Annotated in this window: 10 protein-coding genes; 4 read left to right on the top strand and 6 right to left on the bottom strand. The window is 72.0% G+C overall.

The window, feature by feature from the left end:
• Nucleotides 1–143 precede the first annotated feature (143 nt).
• Nucleotides 144–2939: an MXAN_6230/SCO0854 family RING domain-containing protein gene (locus ACFU9P_RS05695; protein WP_384077945.1), complete on the top strand. Its 2796-nt coding sequence runs from the start codon at nucleotides 144–146 to the stop codon at nucleotides 2937–2939.
• 151 nt (nucleotides 2940–3090) lie between these two features.
• Here ACFU9P_RS05695 and glmM read toward each other — a convergent pair whose 3' ends face one another.
• From glmM to ACFU9P_RS05675, 4 genes are all read right to left on the bottom strand, one after another.
• Nucleotides 3091–4449: a phosphoglucosamine mutase gene (gene glmM, locus ACFU9P_RS05690; RefSeq protein ID WP_384077944.1), complete on the bottom strand. Its 1359-nt coding sequence runs from the start codon at nucleotides 4447–4449 to the stop codon at nucleotides 3091–3093.
• A 160-nt stretch (nucleotides 4450–4609) separates the two neighbouring features.
• On the bottom strand, nucleotides 4610–5137 hold the full coding sequence (rpsI, locus tag ACFU9P_RS05685; protein ID WP_376377969.1) for a 30S ribosomal protein S9: 528 nt from the start codon (nucleotides 5135–5137) through the stop codon (nucleotides 4610–4612).
• Between the two features lie 42 nt (nucleotides 5138–5179).
• Nucleotides 5180–5623 (bottom strand): 50S ribosomal protein L13, encoded by a 444-nt coding sequence (gene rplM / locus ACFU9P_RS05680; protein ID WP_046507153.1) that lies wholly within the window; start codon nucleotides 5621–5623, stop codon nucleotides 5180–5182.
• 352 nt (nucleotides 5624–5975) lie between these two features.
• Nucleotides 5976–7604, bottom strand: coding sequence for an ABC-F family ATP-binding cassette domain-containing protein (locus ACFU9P_RS05675; RefSeq protein WP_384077943.1), 1629 nt, complete (start codon nucleotides 7602–7604; stop codon nucleotides 5976–5978).
• A gap of 171 nt (nucleotides 7605–7775) precedes the next feature.
• Here ACFU9P_RS05675 and ACFU9P_RS05670 point away from each other — a divergent pair, with 171 nt between their 5' ends.
• The 3 genes from ACFU9P_RS05670 to ACFU9P_RS05660 all read left to right on the top strand — a co-directional run bounded on the left by ACFU9P_RS05670 (nucleotide 7776) and on the right by ACFU9P_RS05660 (nucleotide 13135).
• Nucleotides 7776–8648, top strand: coding sequence for a hypothetical protein (locus ACFU9P_RS05670; RefSeq protein WP_376377965.1), 873 nt, complete (start codon nucleotides 7776–7778; stop codon nucleotides 8646–8648).
• Nucleotides 8649–8943: 295 nt separating this feature from the next.
• Nucleotides 8944–10032, top strand: a complete 1089-nt coding sequence (locus ACFU9P_RS05665; protein WP_384077942.1) for a sugar phosphate nucleotidyltransferase — start codon at nucleotides 8944–8946, stop codon at nucleotides 10030–10032.
• Between the two features lie 22 nt (nucleotides 10033–10054).
• On the top strand, nucleotides 10055–13135 hold the full coding sequence (locus tag ACFU9P_RS05660) for a glycosyltransferase family 2 protein (protein ID WP_384077941.1): 3081 nt from the start codon (nucleotides 10055–10057) through the stop codon (nucleotides 13133–13135).
• Here ACFU9P_RS05660 and truA read toward each other — a convergent pair.
• Both truA and rplQ read right to left on the bottom strand, forming a co-directional pair.
• Nucleotides 13132–14013: a tRNA pseudouridine(38-40) synthase TruA gene (truA, locus tag ACFU9P_RS05655; RefSeq protein ID WP_384077940.1), complete on the bottom strand. Its 882-nt coding sequence runs from the start codon at nucleotides 14011–14013 to the stop codon at nucleotides 13132–13134. The two genes, ACFU9P_RS05660 and truA, sit on opposite strands and share 4 nt — an antisense overlap.
• Before the next feature lie 76 nt (nucleotides 14014–14089).
• Complete coding sequence (gene rplQ / locus ACFU9P_RS05650; RefSeq protein ID WP_376377953.1) at nucleotides 14090–14611, bottom strand: 50S ribosomal protein L17; 522 nt, start codon at nucleotides 14609–14611, stop codon at nucleotides 14090–14092.
• Nucleotides 14612–14762: the final 151 nt, after the last annotated feature.

Below are 14762 nucleotides of genomic sequence, written 5' to 3'. Positions count from 1 at the left end.
TTCGGTTGAAGAGGAGCCGGGTCGCGCCCCCCTCCCCCTTATTGTCCCCTTCGGCGTCGCCACCCTCCTGGGGGGGGGCGCGTTCGCCGCGGCGTCTCAGGCCCGGCGGCCCGCGCCGGGCACCCGGGGGGGGACCGACGGATATGACCACCACCACGCGCCCGGACGGTACGAGCACCGACGACGCGAACGACGACACACGCGGCCTCGCCCTCGCGCTGCTGCTCCGCCGTGGCGCCGTGTATCTGCCCGCCGCCGCTGCCGTACCCGTACCCGAGAGCCTCGCGGGCGTCGCGCTGCTGGAAGCCGATCTCCTTGAGCGCGGCTTCCTGCTCTCCGCGCAGCTGCGCCAGGCATTCGCCGCGCGGAGCCCCGAGGCGCTGGCCGCCGCCGGACACGCCCTGCTCGCGGACGTCGACGAGGCGCTCGGCTCCGACCGTGACCACACGCCGCTGTTCCGCCGCTTCCCGGAAAGCACGCCGGGCAACACGGGCAGGTACTTCGTCAACCGGATGCTGACCCTGCTGTTCCAGCATCCGCACCAGCCGTGCGTCCTCTGCGGCACGGTCGGCACCGTCCACGCCGTCTCGCCCTGCGCGCATCTCGTCTGCCGGAGTTGCTTCGACGGATCGGACTTCTCCGCCTGCCCGATCTGCCACCGGATCCTCGACGCCGACGACCCGTTCCTGCGGCCCTCCTCCCGCCCGCGCCTCACCTTCCGACGGCGCCAAGCGCTGCCGTCCCGGGTACGAGTCCTGGCGTACGGGGGCGACTTCGCCGCGCGCGCCGAGGCCGCCGGTGAGGAACTGGGCGGGCTCCTCGCCCGTACCGCCGCGCTCTCCCCGCAGGAGACGGACGATCTCGTCCTGTTCCTCGGCACCCGTGACCGCACCGCACTGGACTGGCTGCCCTCGGACCTGCCCGGCCGGGAGACCAAGGCGCGCGTCCTGGCCTGGCTGCTGCACGCGCCGGAGCACCGGGCCACCGCACTGCCCGCTGTCACCGCCCGGCTCGACACGGCCACCGACATCCTGCGGCTGCTCGCCGTCCTGTCCGGCGGCGATCCCGGACTGGTGAACATGGCGCGTATCGCGCCCGTCCCGCGCCCGGTGCGCCGGGCCCTGCTCACCGCGCTCGACGCGCTCGACCCGGTGCTCGCCGTCGCCGACATGCGCCGCCACCGGCGCGCGTGGATCCGGGCGGCCCACGCGCTGCATCCCTTCGAGTACGCGGACCGCCACCCGCGCGCCGCACTCGCCGTAGCCGCGCTGCGCGGGACCGGGCTGTCCGACGACCGCCTCGGCGCCGCCCTGCGTACGGCCGCCGAAGCGACCGCGGGCGTCGAGGTGACCACGGGCGCCGAGGTAATCGCGGGCGCCGAGGTCACGAACGGCACGGCCACGGCCGGCGCGGCCGATGTGCCCGACGGCATCGACCGGTCCGGTGGGCAGATCACGAGGTCCGGGAGGGTCACGGTGAACGCCTGGGGACACCGGGTCGAGACCGCTCTCGCCGAGCGCGACATCCCCGCCGCCACCGCCCTGCTCTCCCAGCGGCCGGGCGAACTGCTGCGCCGACTCGACCATCTGCTGCGGCTGGCCGGGCCGGACGGCCGCGTGGTCGTGGACGCGCTCGCCGCCGCGCTGCCGCGCGTTTCCCCGGCCGTGCTGCTCTCCGCACTGGGAGCGGTACGCAGCCGTCGCCGACCCGGGAATCCCCTCCGCGTCTTCTTCCCGAAGGGCGGCAACGCGCGGGTCTACGTGAGCGAGGACACCCGGCCACCGCTGCCCGCCGGCCCGGCCGAGGACGCCGTCCGCGCGCTCACCGCCGAGGTGGTACGACGTGCCGCCGCGCGCGGGCCGGTCGGCCTGGCCGTCGTGGACGCCGGGCTGGACGGGATGATCGCGCCGTTCACGGAACGGACCGCGTCCCGGGCGCTCGTGACGCTCCCGCGCGGCAGCGAACTGCCCCTGCCGAACACGGACACCCACGGCGGCCCGGACACGGACGGCACCGGGAGCGGCCCGGCCGCCGGGAAGATCCTCCGGCTGTTCCTCCACTGGATGGAGAGCGACACCTCGGGCCGTACCGATCTGGATCTCTCCCTGGCCCTGTTCGACGAGCGGTGGGAGCACATCGGCACCTGCGACTACACGGAGCTGCGCTTCGCCGGCACCGGAGCCGTGCACTCCGGCGATCTGACGAGCGCTCCGGCCCCGCGAGGCGCGAGCGAGTTCATCGATCTGGACCTGGCCCGACTGGCGGAGGCCGGTGCGCGCTACGCGGTCGCGCTCGTCCTCTCGTACAACAACGTGCCGTTCACCGAACTCGGCGAGGCCTTCGCCGGTTTCATGGTTCGCGACGAACCGCCCGGCCACGGCGAGATCTTCGATCCGCGCACGGTCGAGCAGCGCTTCGACCTGACCGGTACGTCCCGGGCGTGTGTCCCGCTGCTTCTGGACGTGCGGGCGCGGACGATGCGCTGGCTGGACGTCGTCCAGAGCGTGTCCGGCACCGACCACGCGGTGCACCGGCATGTGGACAAAGTGGCGCTGCTCGGCCGGAGTCTGAACGACCTGTTCGCGTCGGGCGCGCGCGTCGGCCTCGGCGAACTGGCGGTCTGGCAGGCGGCCGCCCGGGCCGGAACGGTGGTCGTCCGCCATACCGACGGTTCGGCGAGTACGTACCGCAGGCGCGAGGGCGAGGACCCCCTTGCCTTCGCCGCCCGTATCGGAAGTCCCGACCAGGATCCCGTGGACGTCCAGGGCCAGGACCGGGGCCTCGATCCGGCCGGGGCCGAGCTGGCGTTCCTCGTGCGCGGAGACATCGCCCTGGCCGGCGGTTCCCAGGTGTACGCCCTGCACCCCGCCGGACTGAACGCCGACGCGGTGCGTCTGCTGACGGCCACGGACGTGGTCAACGCACTGGCCATCGCGTAGCGCCTCAGCAAAGGCGACAAAGGCAGTGACAAAGGCAGTAAAGACCGACAAAGACCACGGGTGCGGGAGCGGCCTGGCCACCCCGCACCCTGCTCGGCAACAGTCGCCGGATCGTTCCTTCCGGAAGGCCCGCTGGTTACGAGCCCGCTCTTCAGCCCAGCGCCGACTTCACCGCGTCCGCGAGGCGGCTCGCGACTGATCTGGCCTGGTCGATGTCGGGGGCCTCGACCATGACGCGTACCAGGGGCTCCGTGCCCGAGGGGCGCAGGAGGACACGGCCGGTGGAGCCCAGTTCGGATTCGGCCTCGGACACCGCGGCCGCCAGTTCCGCCGAGGTGTGCACCCGGGTTTTGTCGACATCGGGCACGTTGACCAGTACCTGCGGCAGCCGCCGCATCACCCCCGCGAGGTCCGCGAGGGTACGGCCGGTCGCCGCGACCCGGGCCGCCAGCAGCAGACCGGTGAGGGTGCCGTCGCCGGTGGTGGCGTGGTCGAGGGCGATGACATGGCCCGACTGCTCGCCGCCGAGGGCGTAGCCGTGCTCCTTCATCGACTCCAGTACGTACCGGTCACCGACGGCCGTCTCGACCAGGTGGATGCCCTCGCGCTCCATCGCCAGCTTGAAGCCGAGGTTGGACATCACCGTGCCGACCACCGCGTCTCCGCGCAGGGTGCCCGCCTCGCGCATCGCCAGGGCCAGCACCGCGAGGATCTGGTCGCCGTCGACCTCCTCGCCGGCCGCGTCCACCGCGAGACAGCGGTCCGCGTCGCCGTCGTGGGCGATGCCGAAGTCCGCGCCGTGCTCGACGACCGCGGCCTTGAGCGGGCCGAGGTGCGTGGAGCCGCAGCCGTCGTTGATGTTCAGCCCGTCCGGCTCGGCGCCGATCGTGATGACCTCGGCGCCGGCCCGTGCGAAGGCCTCGGGGGAGACCCGGGCCGCCGCGCCGTGCGCCTCGTCCAGGACGACCTTCAGCCCGTCGAGCCGGTTCGGCAGCACCCCGATGAGATGCGCCACGTACCGGTCGAAGCCCTCGTCGTACGTACGGACCCGGCCGACGCCCGCCCCGGTGGGCCGCTCCCAGGGGGCGCCGGTGCGGTGCTGCTCGTACAGCGTCTCGATACGGTCCTCCAACTCGTCCGCGAGCTTGTGCCCGCCGCGCGCGAAGAACTTGACGCCGTTGTCCGGCATGGCGTTGTGACTCGCGGACAGCATCACGCCGAGGTCGGCACCCAACGCGCCGGTGAGATACGCCACCGCTGGGGTGGGCAGCACACCGACGCGCAGGACGTCCACTCCCGCGCTGGCGAGTCCGGCCACGACCGCGGCCTCCAGGAATTCGCCGGACGCCCGGGGATCACGGCCGACCACAGCCGTGGGCCGGTGCCCGTCGAACGTCCCCACCTCGGCGAGCACATGCGCCGCGGCGACCGACAGACCGAGCGCCAGCTCGGCCGTCAGATCGGCGTTGGCGACACCGCGCACACCGTCCGTACCGAAGAGTCGTCCCACAGCTCTCCCTCCGAAAAAAACACGAAAACGCAAAAACACTGATCGTCTGATGCTGTTATACGCCCGCGATCACCGATAAAACGAACGCCCCGGCAGCACGGAGTGCCGCCGGGGCGAACGATTGCCGTAGAGGCGTAATGCCTGGACCGGCCAGCAGCGATTAACGCTTGCTGTACTGCGGGGCCTTGCGCGCCTTCTTGAGACCGGCCTTCTTGCGCTCGACGGCACGGTCGTCGCGGCTCAGGAAGCCGGCCTTCTTCAGCGGGGCGCGGTTGTTGTCCACGTCCGCCTCGTTCAGCGCGCGGGCCACGCCGAGGCGCAGGGCGCCGGCCTGGCCGGAGACGCCGCCGCCGGAGATCCGGGCGATGACGTCGTAACGGTTGTCCAGTTCGAGCACCTTGAACGGCTCGTTTACTTCCTGCTGGTGCACCTTGTTGGGGAAGTAGTCCTCAAGGGTGCGCCCGTTGATCTTCCACTTGCCGCTGCCCGGGACGATCCGGACACGGGCGATGGCGTTCTTGCGGCGGCCCAGGCCGGCCGCGGGCTGCGGGTCGCCGAAGCGCGACGCCAGGGACTCGGAGGTGTACTCGCCCTCGACGGGCGTCTCCGACTCGAAGGTCGTCACCGCGTCGAAGGTCTCCTCGCCCTCGGCGCCTTCGACAGGGTTCTCAACAGTGGTCTCGGCCACGATGCTCCTCAGATTTCTTTTCGTCTTAGGGGGTGGCCGGAACTACTGCGCGACCTGGGTGATCTCGAACGGGACCGGCTGCTGAGCGGCGTGCGGGTGCTGGTCGCCCGCGTAGACCTTCAGCTTCGAGAGCATCTGACGGCCCAGGGTGTTTTTCGGGAGCATGCCCTTGACGGCCTTCTCGACGGCCTTCTCCGGGTTCTTGTCGAGCAGCTCGTCGTAGCGGACGGAGCGCAGACCGCCGGGGTAGCCGGAGTGGCGGTAGGCCATCTTCTGGGTCCGCTTGTTGCCGGACAGGTGCACCTTCTCCGCGTTGATGATGATGACGAAGTCACCGGTGTCGACGTGGGGGGCGTAGATCGGCTTGTGCTTGCCCCGGAGAAGGGTTGCGGCGGTGGTCGCCAGACGGCCCAGGACGATGTCCTGCGCGTCGATGATGTGCCACTGACGCGTCACATCGCCGGGCTTGGGGCTGTACGTACGCACGGTCGTAGCCTTCGCTTCTTCAGTGAGTGAGTCCTGACAAGGCCACCCGGCGATCACGACAGCCCTGACCTGCATACGGGGACGCAACCCGCTGCCTGTCGCTGGTCATCGGCCCGGTGGACCGGCGTAAGGGCCCCTCGCGTGAGAACGACCAAGCCAATACGCATAACGAACCAGAAGGATACCGTCGGTGCGCCGTACGGGTCAAAACGACGGGTGGGCGTGGGGGGTCCGCCCCCGGAAAATCAAGCCCGTCCGGCAATTGAGGACCCGGGGGCCTGGGGGCGGACCCCCCGGTTCGGGAAGGGGCGGGGTGGGGAACGCCCGCCGCAGGCGCACCCGCCGCCCAGCCCTACCGCGCCCGCTCCACCCGGCGTTCGTCCCAGACCGGCTCCGGCGTCTCGCGGACCACCCCGTCCGAGCCGAACACCAGATACCGGTCGAAGGACCGCGCGAACCAGCGGTCGTGCGTCACCGCCAGCACCGTCCCGTCGTACGCCTCAAGCCCCTCCTGGAGCGCCTCCGCCGACTCCAGGTCCAGGTTGTCCGTCGGCTCGTCCAGCAGCAGCGCCGTCGTACCCGCCAGCTCCAGCAGCAGGATCTGGAAGCGCGCCTGCTGCCCGCCGGAGAGCTTCTCGAACGGCTGGTCGCCCTGGCGCTCCAGCTCGTACCGGCGCAGGACGCTCATCGCCCCGCCCCGGTCCTTCGCGTGCTCGGTCCACAGGATGTCGACGAGCGTGCGCCCCAGCAGCTCAGGGTGGGCATGGGTCTGGGCGAAGTGTCCCGGTACGACCCGGGCGCCCAGCTTCCACACCCCCGTGTGCCGGACGTCCTGCCCGGCGAGCAGCCGCAGGAAGTGGGACTTGCCGGAGCCGTTCGAGCCGAGGACGGCGACCCGCTCCCCGTAGTAGATCTCCAGCGAGAACGGCTTCATCAGACCGGTCAGCTCCAGGCCCTCGCAGGTCAGCGCCCGTACCCCGGTCCGGCCGCCGCGCAGCCGCATCGTGATCTCCTGCTCGCGCGGCGGCTCCGGCGGCGGCCCCGCGTCCTCGAACTTCTTGAAGCGCGTCTGCATCGCCCGGTAGCGCGAGGCCATGTCCGGGCTGATCGCCGCCTGCTGCCGCAGCCGGTGGACCAGCGCCTTCAGCCGGGCGTGCTCCTCGTCCCAGCGCCGTTTCAGCTCCTCGAAGCGGGCGAAGCGCTCCTTGCGCGCCTCGTGGTACGTACCGAAGCCGCCGCCGTGCACCCAGACGTCCGAGCCGGCCGGGCCCGGCTCCACGCTGACGATCTTCTCGGCCGCCCTGGCCAGCAGCTCCCGGTCGTGGGAGACGAAGAGGACGGTCTTACGGGTCTCCTTGAGGCGTTCCTCCAGCCAGCGCTTGCCCGGTACGTCCAGATAGTTGTCCGGCTCGTCCAGCAGCAGCACCTCGTCGGGGCCGCGCAGCAGCGCCTCCAGCACCAGCCGTTTCTGCTCGCCGCCGCTCAGGGTGCGCAGCTCGCGCCACTGCGCCTTCTCGTACGTGACGCCCAGCGCGGCCGTGGTGCACATGTCCCAGACCGTCTCGGCCTCGTAGCCGCGCGCCTCCGCCCAGTCGCTGAGCGCCTGCGCGTACCGCATCTGCGCGGCCTCGTCGTCCACGGTCATGATCGCGTGCTCGGCCGCGTCGACGGCCGCCGCGGCCTCCCTGATACGCGGCTGGGCGACCGAGACCAGCAGGTCACGGACCGTACGCTCATCACGCACCGAGCCCACGAACTGCGACATCACGCCGAGCCCGCCGCTGACCGTGACCGTGCCGCCGTGCGGCTCCAGTTCCCCCGCGATCAGCCGGAGCAGTGTCGTCTTGCCCGCGCCGTTGGCGCCGACGAGGGCGACGACGGCGCCCTCCCCGACCCGGAACGAGGCGTCGCCGAGCAGCACCCGTCCGTCGGGGAGGTAGTACTCCAGGTGCGCGGCCTCAAGATGTCCCATGGTGCGCATTGTCGGGGCAGCGGGCCCCGGGGCCCAATCCTTTTCCGGTTCGTGACCGTTCGGTTCGTGACTGTTCGGGCCGGTCCGCGTTTCCGTCCGTGCTCCTTCTGCGCACCTTCCCTGCGGGGTGTTCCCGCTCCCGGGCACAACACCCGTGCGGGCGGCCTTAAACTGCGCGGCATGAGCTTTGGGCAGGGGGGACCCTGGGGCGGCCCCGGCGGCCCCGGACAGGACCCGTACGGAACGCAGACACCGGACTGGGCGGCGCTGGCCGACGCCTCCGCCGCGCGTGCCCGCCGCAAGCGCTGGCTGATGATCGGCGGCGGGGTGCTGGCGACCGCCGCGGTCGGCGCGATCGTGGCGACCGCGGTCGTCTCCATGAACGGCGGCGACGACCGGGCCTCGGACAGGACCGCCACCGAGCTGCCCACCGCCCCGGAGCTGCCGAGCGAGAGCGCGGTGCCGGAGCCGACCTTCTCCTCGGTCGATCCGCTGCCCCCGCCGGACCCGCAGGACTTCATCGCCAGCGCCGACAAGGACAGGGCGCCGCTGAGCGCGGAAACCCTGTTCCCCGGCGGCAGGCTGACGATGGGCGACCGCGTCTACCAGAAGGGCGCGACGGCCCGTACGACCAACTGCGCCGCGGCCGCGCAGGGCGCCCTCGGCTCCATCCTCGCCTCGAACGGCTGCGACCAGGTCATCCGCGCCACCTACAGCAAGGACGGGGTGGCGGTGACCGTCGGTGTCGCGGTCTTCGAGAAGGAGGCGCAGGCGCTGAAGGCCAAGGAGGAGGCGGAGGACGGTATCGCCTCGCTCTCCGGGGACGGTGTCCCGGTCTTCTGCCGGGCTCCCTCGGTCTGCCGCAAGGTCACCAACTCCATAGGCCGGTACGTGTACTTCACGGTCGGCGGCTTCACCAGCGGCAAGAACGTCACCGAGTCGGACAAGAACGTCTACACCACCGGCGACGACATAGCCGAGTTCACCTTCCGGCAGATCCTCGGCCGGGGCCGCGCCCAGGCCTCCGCGGCGGCCACGGCCCCCGCCACCTGACACCCCGCCATCTGACGCCTCGTCGTACAGCACCAGCCCCGCCCGGCACAGACATCACGTACAACGGGCCCTAATCGCGCGTATCTTCGCATTCGGCCTTCACGAACCGCGCACATGTGCCACGATGTGGCTTCTGTCGGCCTCCGCAGAACGGGTACCGGGGGGTGCCTGGCGGCCGGCATGCCACTGAAGGCGTTGGGGGGGACCCGGAGCCGGGCCGGACGCGCGAGGGAGCGTGCCCGGCCGCGCCCGTCTGTTCCGCCCCGTCCCACGGGGGAAGGCGGAACACACCGTTATGACCGAGGCGATCCTTCTTGTCGGTGGCCAGGGAAGCCGGCTGCGGCCGCTGACCAGCCACACTCCCAAGCCGCTGCTTCCGGTGGCCGGCGTCCCGTTCCTCGCCCACCAGCTCGCACGCGCGGCGGCGGCCGGGGTCACCCGGGTCGTCTTCGCCACCTCGTACCTCGCCGAGCTGTTCGAACCGTACTTCGGCGACGGCGCCCGGTTCGGGCTGCGCCTGGAGTACGAGACCGAGGCCGAGCCGCTGGGCACCGGGGGCGCGATCCGCAACGCGGCCCGGCGGCTGCGCTGCGGGCCCGACGAACCGGTGCTGGTGTTCAACGGGGACATCCTGTCCGGACTGGACATCGCCGCCCTGCGCGAGGGCCATCGCGCGTCCGGCGCGGCGGTCACGCTGCATCTGACGCGGGTGCCCGATCCGCGCGCCTTCGGGCTGGTGCCGACCGACCCGGACGGGCGGGTGCTGGCGTTCCTGGAGAAGCCCGAGTCGCCCGAGCAGATCGTCACCGACCAGATCAACGCGGGCTGTTATGTCTTCACCCGCTCCGTCATCGACCGGATCCCGGCGGGCCGGGTGGTGTCCGTGGAGCGTGAGACCTTCCCGGGGCTACTGGCCTCGGGTGTCCCTGTCCGGGGTGTGGTGGACGACACGTACTGGCTCGACCTGGGCACCCCGGCGGCCTTCGTCCAGGGCTCCGCCGATCTCGTACGCGGCATCGTGCACTCCCCCGCGCTGCCGGGACCGGTCGGCGAGGCCCTCGTCCTGCCCGGCGCCCGGGTGCATCCGGGGGCGGCGCTGCGCGGCGGGACCGTGGTCGGCGAGGGGGCGGAGATCGCGGAGGGTGCGGTGGTCGAGGGCAGTGTCGTGCTGCCGGGCGCCAGGATCGCGGCAGGCGCGTGCGTACGGCGCAGTGTGATCGGCCGACAGGCCGTGGTCGGTGCGGGCACCAGCCTGGACGCGGTGGTCGTCGGTGACGGCGCCTGGGTCGGCGCGGGCAACGATCTGTCCGCCGGGCTCCGGATCGACTGCGGGGCCGTAGTGGCAGCCCGCGTAAAGTCTGTGCGGCACGTAGAGAAACGGTGAGCGACACGAAGGTGTGGGGCGGATGACGGTCGAAGTCACGGTGGTGGTGCCGACGTACAACTCGGGCAGCCATATCGAGCCGCTGGTCGAGTCACTGCTCCGGCAGACACTGCCCAGCTCCGAGTTCGAGGTGCTCTTCGTCGACGACGGCTCGACCGACGGCACGCCCGCCCGGCTGGCAGCGCTCACCGCCGAGCACCCCCACTTCCGGATGACCCGCATCCCCAACTCGGGCTGGCCCGGCAAGCCCCGCAATGTGGGTGTGGAGCAGGCCAACGGTACGTACGTCCAGTTCGCCGACCACGACGACCGGCTGATGCCCGAGGCGCTGGAGCGGCTGTACGGAATGGCGCGGCGCAACGGCTCGGACATCGTGATCGGCAAGGTCGCCAGCAACTTCCGCAGCAGGGGCGTCCCGTACGGACTGATGAGCCGCACCCGCGAGAGCTGCACGGTGTGGGACGCCCCGCTCATCGACAGCCTCACCCCGCACAAGATGTTCCGTACGGCGTTCCTGCGCGAGCACGGCATCGTGCACCCCGAGGGGCCCTGGATCCTGGAGGACCAGCTCTTCATGGTCCGCGCCTATCTCAAGGCGTCCGTCGTCTCCGTACTCGGCGACTACGTCTGTTACGCGTACTGGGCGCGCGAGGACGCCGAGAACGCGGGCACCTCGGCCATGGACCCGCGGTGGTACTACGGGAATCTCCGCCAGATCATGGCGACCGTCGTCGAGGGCACCGAGCCGGGAGCACAGCGCGACCGGCTGCTGCGCCGCTTCTACCGGGTGGAGATGCTGCACCGGCTGGGGGTGCCGCCCAGCGGCCTGCTGATCGACCCGCCGTTCCGCGACGATCCGTACGAGGTGGTGCGCGAGCTGGCCGAGGAGTTCATGACGGACGGGGTGCACCGGGGGCTGGCCGGCGCCCAGCGCACCAGATCGGAGCTGCTCCGGCAGGACAGACCGGCGGAGCTGACCGAGTTCACGCGCCGCCAGGCGGAGCTGGTGGCCCGCTGCACAGTCGGCGAGCCGCGATGGAACCGAGACAGGTTCAAGGCCACCTTCAGCGCACACTTCGAGGGCGGTCCCGACGGCTCGGGGCTGCTGCTGGCGCGACGCGGCGAGCGGTACTTCCTCGCACCCGCCCTGACCGACGGGATCCTCGCCGAGCCCGTCGAGGTGACCGAGGAGCTGAAGACCTTCCGGACCGATGTGCTCCTGCACCACAAAGAGACCGCGCATGTGTGGGTCATGCCCTGTGAGACCTCTCTGGTCCTGGAAGAGGAGTCCGAGGGCGACACCGTGCTCGTACGGCCCGTCGTGACCGGCACCTTCGCCGTCGACCCGCTGCGCGCGGCGGGCGGCGCGCCGCTGGGCGAAGGGGCGTGGGAGGTACGGATCCGGCTCATGGGCGCCGGATTCGACCGGTACACGCGGGTCGGCGAGAGCACCGCGCCCGGCGACATCGGCCTGCCCGCGCCGGAGATCCTCGGCGGCCATGAGACCGGCCGCGAGATCGCCGCCGCGCTGGACGGCGAGGGGCTGGCCCTGACCGTAGGCGCCACCGACGCGGCGCCCGGCCCCCGGCCGCCCAAGGTCAGCGTCGTCGTCCCCACCGCCGGGGCGGATCCGGAGGCCGTCGCGTCCACGCTCGCCTCACTGACCGCCCAGACCCTGCCCGCCCAGGACATCGAGGTGATCCAGGTGGACGCGGCCCCGCCCGGCACCGAGCCGCGCAACGCCGGGGCCGACGCCGCCACCGGCTCGTACGTCCTGTTCATGGAGCCCGGCGACCGCCTGACCGCCGACGCCCTGGAGCGCATGTACGCGTACGGCATCGAGCACGACGCCGACATCGTCGCCGGGAAGCCCGCGGGCAAGGGCCGGCCGGTGCCGCGCGAGCTTTTCGTACGGGACCGGCCGCGGGCCACGCTCGCCAAGGACCCGCTCGCCGACAGCCTCACCCCCGACAAGCTCTTCGACCGCGCCTTCCTCGCCCGGCACGGCCTCCGCTTCCCCGAGGGCCGCCCGCTGGCCGGGCAGGCGTTCACGGCCGAGGCGACGCTGCGGGCGGGGCGTACGGCGGTCCTGGGGAGCCGTGTCTGCTACCAGTACGGGCCGCCGCGCGCCGCTGGCACGCCCGTACCGCCCGGGGCGTTCTACGGCGCGCTGAGCGGGCTCCTGGAGCGGACCGACGTACTCACCGAGCCCGGGGCCGCGCGGGACCGGCTGCACCGGCGCTGGCTGCGGGTGGAGATCCTGGACCGGCTGAGCGGCAAGCGGCTGCTCGATCTGGACGACAACGCGCGGCGCGAGCTGTTCTACGAGATCCGCAAGGTCGTCGTGCACCGGATCTCCCCCACGGCCGTGGCCGGGCTGCCGGTCGCGCGCCGGCTCGCCGTCGGGCTGATCACCGACGACCGCCCCGACGAGCTGACGGCGCTCGCGCGCTGGGACGCCTCGGTCGCCTGCCGGGCCCGGCTGGACGCGCTGTCCTGGGACGGGGGTGGCGCGCTCCGGGTCGCCTTCACCGCCGAACTCCTCGCCGCGGAAGGCCTCTTGGGCCTCACCACTACGGCAGACAGCGAACCGGCTCTCGCACCGGCCGGCCTCTCCCCCGCCCTGCTGGAGCGCTTCGCGCGCGAGCCGCTCACCGGCGGGGCCGCCCCCGACAAGGCCACCGCCGTCCTCGTCCTGCGCGAGCGCGCGGGCGGCGCCGAACACCGGCTGCCCACCGACCTCACCGTCCGCCACGAAGGCGGCGCGCTGAGTGTCACCGGGACCGCGGCCCTCGATCCCGCCACCGCCGTGGACGGGGCACCGCTCGGCGACGGCGTCTGGGACCTGTACGTACGGTTCACCGCGCTCGGCTGGACCAAGACGGCCCGGCTCGGCGCGCTGCGCGGCCCGGACGTCCCCGAGCGGCTCGCACCCGTACCGCACCCCACCGCGCCGGACCGCCGCATCACGCCGTACTGGACCAAACCCCAGGCCGATCTCTCACTGCGGGTAGCGGTCCCCAAGGCGCCGAAGCCGCCCGAGCCGGCGAAGCCGAAGCCGGGCCTGCTCCGGAGGGCGGCCCGGCGCCTTCGCCGGGCCTAGCAGCAGCCGTCCCCCAGGACCCCGCCCGAACTCCCGCCCAGCGTCCGCTTGTTGCGCGCCTCCCGGTTCCGGGAGGCCAGCAACCCGTCCTCGGGATAGCCGACTTCCTCCAGCGTCAGCCCGTGCGGCCGTACGACATGGACCGCCGAGTCCCGCACCCCCGCCGCCAGCACCTTCGCCGGCCACTCCACCGGCCGGTGCCCGTCGCCCACGAACAGCAGCGCGCCCACCAGCGACCGCACCATGTTGTGGCAGAAGGCATCGGCCCGTACGGTCGCGGTGATCACGCCGTGCGCGTCCCGCTCCCACTCCAGCCGCTGGAGCGTACGGATGGTCGTGGCGCCCTCGCGCCGCTTGCAGTACGCCGCGAAGTCGTGCTCGCCGAGCAGCCCGGCCGACGCCGCGTTCATCGCCGCCACGTCCAACGGCCAGTCGTGCCACAGCACATGACCCCGCAGCAGCGGATCGACACCGCCGGGGTGATCCACCACCCGGTACGCGTACCGCCGCCAGAGAGCCGAGAAGCGGGCATTGAACCCCGCCGGCGCCTCGGTGACCTTCCAGACCCGGACATCATGGCCCAGCCGCCCCGCGAGCCGCCGCAGCAGCCTCTCCCGGTGCTCGGCCCACACGGACTCCGGCAGATCGACATGCGCGACCTGCCCGCGCGCGTGCACGCCCGCGTCCGTACGCCCGGCGACGGTCAGCTCGTACGTACGCGAGGAACGGGTCACCGTACGCAGCGCGTCCTCGATCTCCCCCTGGACGGTGCGCCGGCCGGCCTGTTTCGCCCAGCCGGAGAAGTCCTTGCCGTCGTACGAGAGGTCCAGCCGCACCCGTACGAATCCGGGCTCCGCTCCCTCGATGTCCTCGCTCACCTGCTCGCTTCCCCTTCACAGCGGAACGGGCCCGCCCCCGAGGGAGCGGACCCGTCCGTCAGCGTCGTCCGTACGCTCAGGCGTCCTTGGACTCGGCCTCGTCGGCCTTGGCCTCGGCGGCCTCGGCCGGCTTGGCGTCCTCGACGGCCTCGGCCGGAGCCTCGTCCTTCTTGAGGGCGTCTTCCTTGACCGCGCGCTTGGTGGCGGCCTCGGCCTCACCGGTCGCCTGCTGCGCCACGGTCAGGGCCTCGACCAGCTCGATGACCGCCATCGGGGCGTTGTCGCCACGACGGTTGCCGATCTTGGTGATACGGGTGTAACCACCGGGGCGGTTCTCGTACCGCGGCGCGATCTCGGTGAAGAGCGTGTGCACGACGCCCTTGTCCGTGATCGAGCGGAGCACCAGGCGACGGTTGTGGATGTCGCCCTTCTTCGCCTTGGTGATGAAGCGCTCCGCGACCGGACGCAGGCGGCGGGCCTTCGCCTCGGTCGTGGTGATGCGGCCGTGCTCGAAGAGCGACTTCGCGAGGTTCGCGAGAAGCAGCTTCTCGTGCGCGGCGCTGCCGCCCAGACGGGCGCCCTTGGCGGGCTTCGGCATGGTGTTTCTCCTTGTGTCTGCACCGGCCGTATCAGGTACCGGTGTCAGTTCCCGTGAGGCGGCCGCCTCACGGCAAAATCAAGCCCGTCCGGCGGTTGAGGACAAAACCCCAGCCCCGGGCCCCCGTCTCTTATCCACCTCTCCGAACCCC

The organism is Streptomyces sp. NPDC057617 (assembly GCF_042800555.1).
In the GTDB taxonomy this organism is placed as follows: Bacteria; Actinomycetota; Actinomycetes; order Streptomycetales; family Streptomycetaceae; genus Streptomyces.
The sequence above is the reverse complement of the archived record's forward strand: the minus strand, read 5'-3'. Positions and strand labels throughout refer to the sequence as shown.